This window comes from Cognatundibacterium squillarum, from assembly GCF_014652435.1.
GTDB classification, from domain to species: Bacteria; Pseudomonadota; Gammaproteobacteria; order Burkholderiales; family Burkholderiaceae_D; genus Undibacterium; species Undibacterium squillarum.
This window is the reverse complement of record NZ_BMYU01000002.1, coordinates 254127-267413: the sequence shown is the minus strand read 5'-3', so window position 1 is coordinate 267413 and position 13287 is coordinate 254127. Positions and strand designations below refer to the sequence as shown.

Genomic DNA, 13287 nt, shown 5'->3' with positions numbered 1-13287 from the left:
TCAACGGCAATTTATTGCGGCAGCGAGAATTCGCTGAGTTTTTTGTTGAAACGGAACAGCCACAGACGGTTGAGGCGTTCATTCTCTGCACCGCGGGTAACCCGTGCGGTATTGCCGACAGTGCAGCCGCTTGCAGCAGCACCTGCCTGCATCTGACCATTAGCGTCGTAAGTGCATTTGGTGATGTCTGCACCGCTGATTTGCTGGCCGTTGGCATTGAAAACGCCGGTTTTTAAGCCGAAATCATCATCATTTACCAGCGCCAGTGTAAATTCGTCGACCAGTGCCAGACCTTCCGCTTTTTCCGCGCTCCAGCCAGTCTGATTCAGATCCAGCAACAGGGTTTTACGCAGCGGAATCACATCCGCAAAGCTGACACCATTGACCGCGGCACCGGTCATGCTGCTTTTTTCCAGATCGGTAGAAACAGCAGCGATGTCGGTCGCATTCGCAGGAATTTGTACCAGCATCAGACGGTTAAACACTTTGCCATCCGGTCCGGCACCTTGTTCGATAACGATAAAGCGGTTATTGCCGAGCGCCACCAGATCACCCAGTTTGGCGTTGCCGGTTTTGCTTCCCTGATACATTGCAGGATCAAGAGGGTAAGCATACAGGCGGGTTTTTTCTGAGACTGGATCAAATTCCACCCAGCGCACCAGTTTGGCGTAATCACGGATATTTTCATTGCTGGCTTTATCAGCACCCGGTAGCACGATGCTGGCCTTGCCATCATCCAGCGGGCTTTGAATAAAGCCTTGCAGTTTGCCGCTGGTACTATCCAGTGTCAGACCTTCCATCCCGCGGTTGGCGCGGCGTTTTGCCAGCACTGCCGGTAAATCGCCGGCGTTGCTGCCCGGTTGATATTTTTTCTGGATGATGCCGGTCGCAGCATCAATTTTGACGATGAACGGACCATATTCATCAGAAACCCACAGTACGCCTTTGGCAGCATCATAAGCAATTGATTCGGTATCCAGACCAAAATCGCTGAAAGTTGCCTTACCTTTGGCGTCATAACGTGCAGCATCATTCAGAGGTGCTTCCAGTGTCGCGCCGGTTTTACCCGGTGGCAGCGGCAGGCCGGTGGCTTTGGTGTTTGCATCAAAGCGAATTGGCATACTGGATTTCAGCACCGCGCCGTCTTTACCGACGCTGATAATGCCGACTGACGGGGCAAACGAAGGTGATGGAAAGAATTTTGCATCAACCGTCCCTGTTGCGCCGGTGCTGATCAGTGATGCCGGTACTTTCGGGCCATCGCCGTTCGGGCCACGGTCGGTAATCGCAAAAAATTCCAGATTGCCATCTGCAGTTTTGCCTTTAAACGCCAGACCGGAACCGTAAGCCGGTAAAAATCCTTTCGGGAAATCTGCTTTGATTCCAGCGTCTGTACCTTCATAGGGCACATAAAATTTCGCGTCTGCTTTGACCTGATAACGCGTGACACTCACAGTCACAGCACCTGCGCCATTGGTCTGCGTGAAACTGTCGGTGAACGGACGGCCTGCTTTACCTGCCAGCGTGTCTTCAAAATGTTCCCGCGCCATATTGCGGCGTTCTGTGTCCACGCTGCGTCCCTGATAGCCGGCAGGCAAACCACTTAAGACTTTATTCAGCACCGCATGAAAGTCATCCGGTTTGGCATTGAAGTCCAGTGCTTGTGCATTCAGTGCGGTTTTCACGGCAGACGTGATGCGAATACCGTTGGACGGATCCTGATCTTCATCCAGCGTTTGCAATGCCAGCAAGCGATTGATGACGGTTTCATCTTTTGGTGTCGCAGACTTCGCCAGTTCCAGCGGAGTAATGACTTGTCCGCAGGCGGCGCTGCCGAGTTTGATACCGCCAGCGCCGAAGCTGACGGTTTCACCGGACTTGCAGCTGAAGCCGCCGTCGGCCTTCGTACTGTCTTTGACGCTTGCCGTTTCGTAATCCAGACCTTCGACTTCCGCATCAAGAAAGACGCCGGAGACACTGGCTGGTACAGCATTGCTGCCGGATTGCGCAGAATCACTACCGCCGCAAGCAGATAAAACCATAGCCGCAACGGCGGTTGCCAGCATAGTGGCAGGGAAGGGGATGCGTTTCATCATGATATTCAGATCAGTAAAGACAGAAAATCACGACTTTAATCAGCCGCAATGACAAGCTGATGACAGCTTACCAGCGCCGCCGCACACGGCGCCTGCCGGATAAGTTTTACAAAGTGCCTGCGTCGTCTGGGCGCGTTTCAGTTTGCCGGATATTTTTGCGATGACGCTCTTTGTATTTGAGGACAGAACGGTTTTCGGCGAGCCCCAGTTTTTCGCGGACGGCACCGATACTGGTATTCTGATCCAGCTCTTGCAACGCAAAAGTATTACGCAAAGTACGGCCGCCCATGCGCGGCAGATTCAGTCCTGCACGCAGGAAGGTCTTCTTTACTTGCAGATATACAGTCGCCTTGTTGAGCAATTCGCCGTGCGTACCGGGAAACAGTAAATCACCACCGACCGGCAACATATCGCGCTCACGTATCCAGTTCAGGACATCTGCCACCAGCTCCGGCCGTACCGCAGTCTGATGTGCATATGATGTATCGTGTTTATCGACCGGTTCAATATGAATCAGCAGGCTGCCATCGGGATTCAGTTCACCGGCGACTTCGTCTCTGTGCAAACCAATCACCTCAGCCACACGCAAACCGGCACCGAGCATCATGCACTGAATGGCCCGGTCACGCCGTTTTTTCCAGCCTGCATGTGGACGGGAAACGCTGGGCATGGCGCTTGATAATGGTAACGCAGCGATAAATGCCTGAATTTGCGCGCTGCTTAACACCACGCTGTTCGCATCTTTGCCTTTCAGACGCAAACCGGCGGTCAGCGTTTGCGACAAAACACCTTTCGCCGGATTAGGGCTGCGCGCGAGGTATTCGAACACATTTTCAACCATGCGCAAGTAACGGTACTGAATCGCACTCTTCAGAACCGGTTGCCCTTTTTCCGTAGTTTGCGTCAGAAACCGATGCAGGTCTTCATCGCTCATCTGCAACAGAGGAATGCCGTGTTCCCGCAGCCAGCGGCACAAGCGGGAAAACATGGTCTGATAAATATGCGCAGAACGCACCGAGATTTTGCGCTGCCCCTCGTTCACGCTTTCCAGCACAGAACTGGTTTGCCTGCGCGAAAAATCCAGATAGCGCGAAGAACTGATAAACGCCGCAAAGGCTTTTTCAGGGTCTTGTTGCCATAAGCTGAGATCCGGCGTCACTGACATACTGCTTTCCATCGAACAAACGAAAACGCATGATACCGCATCGTGCGGCCATGTTCATCTTGTGAAAAAGCAGCAGGGGATGAGTCGTTGCAGAAGATCGACTGAAGCTGTGAGACTGGTTTGCTGTTGCTGAAACCGTGGCACAAGCGATGGTTAAACACCCCGTGGCCGGCGGCGCGGATCGGTTGGGAATTCGATATGGTCCATATCGCCGGGGCGGATGACGGTGCCGTCCAGCGCGGTGATGCCGCGCAGTCCGACGCCGTGGGCGTGAAAGCCGAGGCGTTTGGTTTCACGGCTGTAATCGCGCCGGTCGTGGTGGTGGCCGTGGAATGTGGTTTTCACTTTCAGCTGGCGTGCCAGATGATCGATAGGTACAAAACCATGCGGATGGCAGGACGGCGCTTCATGTGTCACGAGTATGTCTGCCTTCTGTCCCTGCAAGCCTGCAATATCTGACGGAAAAATACTGCTGCGGTGTTTGCGGGAAATACCGGTACGCCACTGATTGCCACGTCCGCCGGCAGCCATAAATGCAGCAGGATCAAAGAAATTCTGCGCCTGACCCGGCATCCAGATTTGTCCGCGGAAAATACCGCCGAGTCCGGCAATCCGGTAGCCCGCTACTTCGCAGACGCGGCCATGCAGATTGTTCGCGGCCAGTGTTGAATTGTATAAGTGATCATATTGCGCAACGCTGTCGGTATCGTGGTTGCCGTGGATAAACCAGATTTCCGTATGTTCCATTACCGGCGCAAAAATCTCATGCAGCGGCGCGGTGGCTTGTATATCTCCGAGCAAAATCAGCGCCGCAGGCTTGTGCAGGCGCGCAGCGTCGATCAGATGATCGAACTGTCCGTGGGTATCGCCGCAAAAGAAGAGTGTGCTCATGGTGTATTTCGGAGTTTGTCCGACATTGTAACGGTGGAAACGCGGTTTTGCGCTGTTTTACAAAATGATGTTGATGAAAAAACGAAGTAAGCCAGACATCTTTTCTGGTTTGATTGATGTGCATAAATCGCGTTAGAATACGCCGCTTCGTTTCAATTGTCTTTTCGCTTTATCTCCGAGGTCTTTTCAGACATGAACATCGCCGCCTGATTGCCCGCTGCGGGCAAAAAAATCTCTTCCTTTTTGCCACTCGTTCAGGTGCCGTATGTCTGCTTGCTTACTCCGTCTGGAAGGCGTCAGCCTTTCTTTTTACTCTCAAACGATTTTTTCTGATTTGTCCGTGCGTATTCACGCTGGCGACCGCATTGCGATTGTCGGTGATAACGGCAGCGGCAAATCGAGCTTACTCAGATTGCTGGCGCGGCAATTGACGCCGGACAGCGGGCAGGTGTTGCTGGCGGCGGAAACTGTGTCTGCGTATTTGCCGCAGCACTTGCCGGATGCACCGCTATCCGGTGGCGAACGGGTCAGCGCAGCCCTGCGTGCTTTGTGGCAGCAAATGCCGGATCTTTTGTTGCTGGATGAACCCGCTAACCATCTGGATCTGCAGCAGCGCCTTTACTGGCTGCAGCAGTTGCGCTACTACCCCGGAACGCTGGTGATGATCAGCCATGATCCTGATTGGATGGTGGCATTGTGTGATCAGCTATGGATCGTCCATGATCAGCAAGTGACTGTGTTTAAAGGCCGTTACGCTGACTGGTTGACAGCACAGGAGCAAGCGCTGGAAAGCCTGCAGCATCAGCGTCATCAGCTAAAGAAAGCAATGAAGCAGACACATCAGCGCCGTATGCAGGAGCAGGAGCGCGCAGCACACGCCCGTCAGCGCGGCGAAAAGGCGATACAAGAACGGCGCTGGGCGACGATACGTTCGGCAACCAAACTCGGACGCGGCAACACGACCAGCGACCAGCTCTGTGCAGATATCCGCACCGAGCAAAACCGGACAGCCAGACTTCTCGCCGACGTCAGCCCGGGTGCTGTGCCGGAACCCGCATTTCACCTGTTTTCAGGCCAGAAACACGGCAATTCCTCTGTTTTGCAACTGAATCAGGTGCAGTTCGGGTATGGCGCACCACTGCAGGCAGCGCTGGATTGTCAGCTCTTGCCCGGCCAGCGTCTGGCTGTTACGGGGCCGAATGGCAGTGGCAAATCCACGCTGATACAGGCCATCACCATTGCGCCGCATTTACGGCTGGCAGGTAACTGGTATGTTCCGCCACTGTCACGCATCAGCATCATTGATCAGCACGGGAAGATGCTTCAGGCAAGCACCGACAGCATCGGGCATCTGCAGCAGCGCAGACCGGACTGGCACATGACGCAAATCCGCGAACATCTGGCGCGCTTCCTGCTGCGCGAAGACCGGCTCGTTCACACGCCAGCCGGGCAATTGTCCGGTGGCGAAAGGGTCAGGCTGATGCTGGCGCTGATCGCAGCGGATACACCGGCGTTGCTGATACTGGATGAAATTACCAACCATCTGGATCTGTCCACCCGTCGTCATCTGAGTCAGGTTCTGCGGGCTTATCCGGGCGCGATGCTGGTAATTTCGCATGACACTGACTGGCTGCAGCAAATCAACTGTAGCGATACTTTGTTATTGGAATGAGCACTGTAAAGTCAATATTCCTGTTAAGATCGGCGCTGTTAAATGGGAGATGACAATGACAGCAATCCGTGTAAAAGCCTTAAATGATGAAGTCTGGACTGAAATGGTAAGGAAGGATGGCAAAGTGTTCATGAACGTCTACGACGGTGCTGGCAATTTGCTGGATGTGATGGAAGAGGTCGCGAGTTCTCTGACGCCGGAGCAGGAAGCAGAACTTCAAAAGAAACTGCGCGACGATACGGCATCTGCGGAGTAGTTGCTGCACGGGGGGGCTGGTGCATCGGGCAAGTGATTCATCTGTCACACGGCGCAGTGTCTCCCCACGTTTTCATCCGAACGCTCCGCTGGTAGTGAATACCTTCTACGTAAACACCGCACTGTGCGGATTTACAGACGGTGTTATGATGAACAGGCATCTTCGCCAGTCTGATGGCAGCATCCTTTTATCTGACCTCATTCATCATCCCCTATGAACGCACTGATCCACGCCACCTTTGGCATTACCGACTTCTGGACTTTTGTTATCGGCACAATCGTCATCGTTTTGCTGCCGGGGCCGAATTCTTTGTATGTGCTCAGCGTCGCGGCGCAGCGCGGTGTGCGTCAGGGCTATCGCGGTGCTTGCGGGATTTTTCTGGGGGATCTGATTCTGATGGTGTTATCTGCTGGCGGGATGGCATCGCTGCTGAAAGCCAATCCATCGCTGTTTTATATCGTTAAATACGCAGGTGCGGCTTATCTGGCATGGATAGGTTTGCAGATGCTGCGCGGCTGCTGGCTGGGCTGGAAAAACCGGAATCAGGCAGTGGCAGAAGTGCAGCGGGCGATTGAACCCGGCGATCCGTTCACCAAAGCGCTGGTGATCAGCCTGATGAATCCGAAAGCCATCCTGTTTTTTATTTCTTTCTTCATCCAGTTCGTTGATCCGGCTTTTGAGCATCCCTTACTGTCGTATGGTTTGCTGGCGCTGATCTGTCAGATTTGCAGTTTCACGTATCTGACGGTGATTATCTTTATCGGCGTACGTCTGGCTGAAACCTTCCGTCAGCGCCGCCGTTTATCTGCAGGCGTTACAGGCGGAGTCGGTGCGATGTTTATCGGTTTTGGTGCAAAACTCGCCAGCGCTACGCTGTAACACGCAGTCCTGAATACATTACAGCCGCCTTGTACGATCCGAAACGTGAATCGCACGAAGCGGCTGTATGTTCAAAAAATTACTGCGCAGTAAAACGCTTACTGCCGAAGGCCAGACGCTGCAGGCTGTCCGAAGTCAGCGCAACACCCACCAGATAATCAGAACCCGCTTTCAGATTCACCGTTTGCGGAATCGTCACGCTGCCGCTGGCTGGCACGATGGTTTGCCAGACCACCGGATTCCCCGATGTTTGTACGATTTGCGGATTCATCACGTAAACCAGCGCAACCGAGCTGCCATTTACATTGCTCCATGACAAAGTACGTCCGGTAACGCTGATCTGGAAGGTATCCGGTATCAGTTTTTCTGCCGCAAACATTTCAAAGCTGCCATTCGGCGCAATGTAATACTGGATGCACGGACGCAGATCGCGGAATTGTTTGCCACCGGCATTGGTAAATGTACCGCTGTAGGACTGGCTTGCCGCCTGCCAGCTGCCGGTATAGCTGCCGGTATTCATCACGCCATCCAGACTGCCGCTCCAGTTACCCGCGATACCCGCATCGGTTTTATTACCTGTAACAACACCCACGTTTTCGCTCTGACAGCCGACATAAGTAAAAAACATTGCGCCGGAAAAACTGCTATTGCCGGATGGCAGATTCAGCACAAACGCGCCCAGCGTGGGATCTTCAGGATTGGTTTTCGGATCTTCAGCGTAATAGCCAAGATAAATACCGCCCGGTGCCGTTTGTGACGGCGTACCCGTACCGCCGGAAGACGAACCGCTTCCACTTCCACTACCACCCGAACCGCCACCGCAAGCGCTCAGTACAGCGCAACTCAGTAATACAGAATACAAAACGCTTTTCTTCATCAGGATAACTCCATTTAGACGATTAGACAGATGCACATTTCGCAGATTTATGCGGTGCAGATTGTCGAAAATGTAACGCTTATCGCATAACTATGCTGTATGCATTTGTAAGTAATCGTTGCTGAATCGGGCAGAGAGATTGGCAGGAAGGAAATGAATTTTTGACGGCATATGCCGAATTCATTTAGACTGCGCGCTGTTCTGGTGCTTTGCGGCTGTTCCGGTCGTGAAGTTAAACGGGAAGCAGGGAGTTCTGTGCTGTTCAGCGCAGGCCCAACCTGCGCTGCCCCCGCAACGGTAAGCGTTTGAGCCGCTCAGGCTCCGTATCGTCACCCAAGTCACTGCCTTTACCGGTGGGAAGACGACGATACTGATGCGCCAGCCCGGATACCGGCCAGAACAGCGGGCCTGCATGGCCCTCCGGGTTCCGGATCACGGGGATGATCAGGGAATCGCTGCTCGTTTATATTCATCATGAAATCTTATCGTCGTCTCGCATGGGCGGGGCTGGGCTTTGCCTTGCCTGCGTATGCGCAAGCCGGTGCCACTGAAGCACCGGAATCTGTTACGCCTGTGGTACAGCAGGTGATCGTGCAACAGCAAAAAAATTCCCTGCAAAAACAGACTGGCTCCGCCAGTGCGGGAACCATCAGTGCCGCGGAGTTTGAAGCCTTGCCGGTACAGCGTCCGGCAGAAATTCTGGAACGTGTGCCGGGGCTGATTGTGTCGCAGCACAGCGGCAGCGGTAAAGCGAATCAGTACTTTATGCGCGGATTCAATCTGGATCACGGCACAGATTTATCCGCCAGCGTCGCAGGCTTACCTATCAATATGCCTTCGCACGCGCATGGTCAGGGTTATCTGGATCTGAATTTGTTGATACCGGAACTGGTCAGTGAAGTGCAGTTCCGTAAAGGGCCTTACTATGCTGGCGACGGGGATTTTTCTCTCGTCGGTGCAAACCGTATTCAGTATGTTTCCGCGCTGGAAGCGCCTTTGCTGGTGGCGGAAGCCGGTAGCGGGCGCGAACGGCGGCTGATGCATGCAAACAGTGGCGAGATTGCAGGCGGACACTGGATAGCCGCGCTGGAACTGGCCAGTGCGGATGGCCCGTGGCAAGTACCGGAAGATGCGCGCAAGCTGAACAGCTTTCTGCGCTGGCGTTCATCAGCAGCCGGCGGCGATGTATGGCAATGGTCTGTACTGGCGTACCGCAATCGCTGGAATGCGACCAGTCAGGTGCCTGAGCGTGCGGTGCAGTCCGGTCTGATTGACCGCTTCGGCAGCCTTGATCCGTCCGAAGGCGGTGATACACAGCGAGTAGGCCTGCATGTGCAGCGCGAACTGGTTGACGGCGAGCGGCGCGATCTCTGGCAGGCGTATCGTATGCAATACCGGCTGAATCTGTATTCGAATCCGACCTGGTTTCTGAATGACACTGACCGCGGCGATCAGATTACGCAAAGCGAACAAAGGCATATCAGCGGAGCCAGCTGGCTGCGCAGTCAGCCACTGAGCAATGCACTGTTGCCGCTGAGACTGGAAACCGGCTTCAGTACCCGCTATGACCAGATCAGTCCGCTGGCACTGTATGGCAGTGTTCAGCGCACAGCGTATGAGACAGGCTCGCTGCACCGTGTTAACTGGTGGCAGGGCGCGGTGTTTGCGCAATTGCAGGCGGAGCTGCATCCGCAATGGCGGCTGAGCGGCGGATTGCGCGCGGAAAAGGTCAGGGCGGATGTGCGTGATTTGCTGAATCCGCTGAATAGCGGCGTTAAAAGCGAATCGGCGCTCAGTCCGAATCTGAATCTCAGTTATCAGCTTGCGCCTGAACTGGCGTTTTATCTGAATGCAGGACGCGGTTTTCATAGCAACGATGCACGTGGCGCAACCATACAGACACAGGGCGATGCAGCAGAGTCACGACGCGCAACACCGTTAATGTCTGCAGGCAAAGGCTGGGAACTGGGGATGCGCAGCGCGCAATGGCTGAACGGACTGGAATCCAGTCTGGTGTTCTGGCAGTTAACAACAGATTCCGAACTGACCTATGTACCGGATGATGCGAGTACCGAAGCGGGCCGCCCCGCACGACGTTATGGCTGGGAAATGAGCCATCAGTACAGGATGAACCGGCACTGGTGGCTGGAACTGGATATGGCGTGGTCACATTCGCGCTATACCGATATTTCTGAAGCGGGTAACCGTGTGACGGATGCACCGGAACGTACTGCCAGTCTGGCGATTCGTTATGAAAAAGGGCCGTGGGAATGGGGTTTGCGCGGACGTTATATGGGCAGCCGTGCACTGACCGAAGACAACAGCGTGCGTTCGCATGCCGCTGTGCTCTGGCATGGCAGAGTCGCATACAGATTCAGTCGGCAGCTGACGCTGAGTCTGGACGGGCTGAATCTGCTGAATCGCTCAGGTAATGATATGGAATACTGGTACAGCTCACGCATGAAACATGAGACCGCTGCGGTGGATGACAGACACTGGCATCCTGCAACGCCGCGTAGCTGGCGGCTGGCTGTGCGCTGGCAGTGGTAGGTGCAGTTTTTATCCTTTAAGAATCCATATTCTGCTTCAGGGAAGCGCAGTACAAACGGCCCATCGTAAGGGCCGTTTGTGCAATGCCCGGAAAAAAGGCAATAGCTGCAGGTGAGTCAGTTCGCTTTGCCACATGCGATACTGCGAGTGCATCGTTCTGTCATCATTTTGTCAATTCACTGATATACAGTCAGTGCGTGCTGTATCAGCGACTGCAGATCATCAAAAATGCTTTGTTCGCTGATGTTCCGGCGCGATGGCAATGCTGTTTGTTGTGCTGAACTGACACTGAAGTTAGACATTTATCGGAGGGAACAGAGATGATTTACGCTGAAAAAGTCGCACTGATACAGCGCTATCTGGATGCTTATAAGGCCTTCAGTCTCGATCAGATGCTGGCATGTCTGCATGAGCAGGTGCGTTTTCAGTACATCGCAAATGGCAGTGTGCAGGTCAGTACTGAGGGAAAAGACGCATTCAGACAACTGGCGGAAGGATCTGCCAGCATGTTTTCAGCGCGGCAGCAAACGGTGCTGCAAGTGCGTGACGAGAACGGGGTCATCCATGCAGACATTGCATTTCGCGGCACGCTGGCGCAGGCAACACCGGACGGGATGCCGGCTGGCACGGAGATTCAGATACAAGGAAGATCTGAGTTTCGTTTTCAGGATGGGTGTATTCTGTCGGTTTCAGAAATCATAGGATGAATCGTGTATCAGGACATTTTGCAATTCTGGTTTGAAGCGATTTCTCCTGCGCAGTGGTGGAAAGTCGATGCAGCATTTGATCAGCAGATACGCGATCGTTTCGGCGACGTGCTGAAACAGGCGGCTGAGGGCGGTTTATCGGAATGGCGTAAAGGCATTGCAGGCCGGCTGGCGGAAATTATTGTGCTGGATCAGTTTTCACGGAATTGCTATCGTGGTACACCACAGGCATTTGCGCAGGATGGCATGGCACTGGTGCTGGCACAGGAGGCAATCCGTGCCGGTGCACTGACAGCGCTGAATCCGGTGCAGCGTTCTTTCTTACTGCTGCCTTTCATGCACAGTGAATCGGCGCGGATTCATGTTGAAGCGGAACGTTTATACCGCGAACATGCACCGCTGGAAAACTATCAGTTTGAACTGAAACACAAAGCCATCATTGACCGTTTCGGACGTTATCCGCACCGTAACGCGATACTCGGACGGGAATCCAGTGCCGATGAACTGGCTTTCCTGCAATTACCGGGTTCTTCTTTCTGAAACACGGACGACCACGCGTTAATTGGTAATCTTGCAGGGCAGATTCAGTGTGAAGACTGTACATCCGGGCTCGCTTTGTACCCGGATTTTTCCTTGCAAAATTTGCGTGACGTTGTTGTACACGATATGCAATCCCAATCCTGAGCCGCCGTGTCCGAGTCTGGTGGTGAAGAAGGGTTCAAAAATACGCTGCATGTTTTCCGGTGGAATACCGCGACCGTTATCGGTCACGGTAATCTGTACTTCCTGATCGCTGATCTGTGTGGCAGCAACGGTAACTTGCCCTTGCGGCAGTTCACTCAAACCGTGAATCACGGCATTGTTCACCAGATTGGTGATGACCTGTGTCAGCGGGCCGGGGTAGCTGTGCATACAGATGTGTTCGGGTACTTGCTGCACAAATTCCACAGGCAATTTCTTAAATGCCGGACGTAATGTCAGTAAGGTTTCCCGCACCAGTTCGCCCAGCCTGAATTCGCGCAGCTGGGAACTGGAGCAATCGACCGCAACTTGCTTGAAACTGGCGACCAGATCGGCGGCGCGGCTCAGGTTGCGCTGCAGAATATCGGTACCGGTACTGACTTCTTCCAGATACTGTTGTAATTGCGCGCGTTTGATCTGCCCGTCCCTGAGTTGTGTTGTGATTTGCTGGGTCAGGTCGGTCAGTGTGCTGGCTGCGATCACACTGTTACCAATCGGTGTATTCAGTTCATGTGATACGCCGGCAACCAGCGACCCCAGCGCCGCCATTTTTTCGCTTTCTACCAGTTCGTGCTGGGTTTGCTGTAAAGTTTGTATGACTTCTGCCAGTCCGGAATTTGCTTTTTCCAGATCCAGACTGCGCTGATTCAGGCGGTTGCGCATCTGGTTAATGACTGCCAGTAAACTACTCTGATCATGTTGTTGTAATTGGATGTCGTAACTAAATTCTCCCTGCGCGATGCGTCTGGCAACTTCCTGTGCATAGGAAGGCTCGCCGCCTAGCTGGCGCAGTAATGAGCGCGTCATGATCGCGGTCAGTACCAGTCCGGCCAGCATGGCGATCAGGGTCAGTGTTAGCGTCCAGCCTTTTACTTGCTGATAGATCGTGCTGACAGCAGCGCCATCCGCCAGTACGCGCTGGCGCTGATGTTGTTGCAGATTATTGAGTAATTCAAAGTACTGTAGCTGATACGGATGCAGATCGACCAGCAACAGATTTCTGGCTTCACCCATACGGTTTTGCCTGACCAGCGCAACAAAATCATCCTGATTAACGCGATACGCAGAATCAATGATATCCAGTTTTTTCAGCAACCCGGTATCTGTGCTGGCACTGAACTGCTGGTGCAACTTTTTCAGATTGTCGAGCAGGCGAACATTGCTAATGGTGATATTGTCGAGTTCCTTACGGATTTCGCTTTCGCCACGCAGGAACAGTGTGTTGCGCATACTCAGTGCAATGCTGTTTAAATCCTGGCGGGTATCGTCGAGCACGACGTTTTTCGGATATTCCTGAAATATCAAGCGATCCGAACTGGCCCGGAATTCCATAAAACCCAGGGCGCTGACGAGGACAACTGCCGCCAGCAGGCTGACCAGCGTACCGAAACACAAACCCAGCCGAACACGCAGGCTTAAGCCGGAATAGTTAAACGGCATAATTCGCTTTAAC

The 13287-nt window shown here is 53.6% G+C and carries 11 protein-coding genes and 1 riboswitch; of the genes, 6 read left to right on the top strand and 5 right to left on the bottom strand.

Annotation, left to right across the window (positions count from 1 at the left end; all coding sequences use genetic code 11):
* Positions 1 to 11: 11 nt before the first annotated feature.
* The 3 genes from IE092_RS05440 to IE092_RS05430 form a co-directional block, all read right to left on the bottom strand.
* The gene (locus IE092_RS05440) at positions 12 to 2096 is read right to left on the bottom strand and encodes an esterase-like activity of phytase family protein (protein WP_308427112.1); all 2085 of its coding nucleotides are present in this window, start codon (positions 2094 to 2096) and stop codon (positions 12 to 14) included.
* Between the two features lie 106 nt (positions 2097 to 2202).
* Positions 2203 to 3261, bottom strand: coding sequence for a tyrosine-type recombinase/integrase (locus IE092_RS05435; protein WP_189356019.1), 1059 nt, complete (start codon positions 3259 to 3261; stop codon positions 2203 to 2205).
* A 153-nt stretch (positions 3262 to 3414) separates the two neighbouring features.
* On the bottom strand, positions 3415 to 4152 hold the full coding sequence (locus IE092_RS05430; protein ID WP_189356018.1) for a metallophosphoesterase family protein: 738 nt from the start codon (positions 4150 to 4152) through the stop codon (positions 3415 to 3417).
* 265 nt (positions 4153 to 4417) lie between these two features.
* Here IE092_RS05430 and IE092_RS05425 point away from each other — a divergent pair, with 265 nt between their 5' ends.
* The 3 genes from IE092_RS05425 (at position 4418) to leuE (ending at position 6959) form a co-directional block, all read left to right on the top strand.
* Positions 4418 to 5824 carry an ATP-binding cassette domain-containing protein gene (locus tag IE092_RS05425; protein WP_189356017.1) on the top strand — a complete coding sequence of 469 codons (1407 nt, stop codon included), beginning with the start codon at positions 4418 to 4420 and terminating at the stop codon, positions 5822 to 5824.
* Positions 5825 to 5879: 55 nt separating this feature from the next.
* Entirely contained in the window at positions 5880 to 6080 is a 201-nt protein-coding gene (locus IE092_RS05420; protein ID WP_189356016.1) for a hypothetical protein, read from the top strand.
* A gap of 213 nt (positions 6081 to 6293) precedes the next feature.
* Positions 6294 to 6959, top strand: a complete 666-nt coding sequence (gene leuE / locus IE092_RS05415) for a leucine efflux protein LeuE (protein ID WP_189356015.1) — start codon at positions 6294 to 6296, stop codon at positions 6957 to 6959.
* 79 nt (positions 6960 to 7038) lie between these two features.
* On the opposite strand, the gene IE092_RS05410 is transcribed toward leuE, so the two are convergent.
* Entirely contained in the window at positions 7039 to 7836 is a 798-nt protein-coding gene (locus IE092_RS05410) for a hypothetical protein (protein WP_189356014.1), read from the bottom strand.
* A 185-nt stretch (positions 7837 to 8021) separates the two neighbouring features.
* Positions 8022 to 8249, top strand: a riboswitch (cobalamin riboswitch).
* A gap of 61 nt (positions 8250 to 8310) precedes the next feature.
* Here IE092_RS05410 and IE092_RS05405 point away from each other — a divergent pair.
* The 3 genes from IE092_RS05405 to IE092_RS05395 all read left to right on the top strand — a co-directional run bounded on the left by IE092_RS05405 (position 8311) and on the right by IE092_RS05395 (position 11633).
* On the top strand, positions 8311 to 10386 hold the full coding sequence (locus IE092_RS05405; protein ID WP_189356013.1) for a TonB-dependent receptor: 2076 nt from the start codon (positions 8311 to 8313) through the stop codon (positions 10384 to 10386).
* A gap of 320 nt (positions 10387 to 10706) precedes the next feature.
* Positions 10707 to 11093 (top strand): nuclear transport factor 2 family protein, encoded by a 387-nt coding sequence (locus IE092_RS05400; RefSeq protein WP_189356012.1) that lies wholly within the window; start codon positions 10707 to 10709, stop codon positions 11091 to 11093.
* On the top strand, positions 11094 to 11633 hold the full coding sequence (locus IE092_RS05395; RefSeq protein ID WP_229793079.1) for a DUF924 family protein: 540 nt from the start codon (positions 11094 to 11096) through the stop codon (positions 11631 to 11633). It begins immediately after the preceding gene.
* A gap of 18 nt (positions 11634 to 11651) precedes the next feature.
* Here IE092_RS05395 and IE092_RS05390 read toward each other — a convergent pair whose 3' ends face one another.
* Positions 11652 to 13274 carry an ATP-binding protein gene (locus tag IE092_RS05390; RefSeq protein ID WP_189356010.1) on the bottom strand — a complete coding sequence of 541 codons (1623 nt, stop codon included), beginning with the start codon at positions 13272 to 13274 and terminating at the stop codon, positions 11652 to 11654.
* Positions 13275 to 13287: the final 13 nt, after the last annotated feature.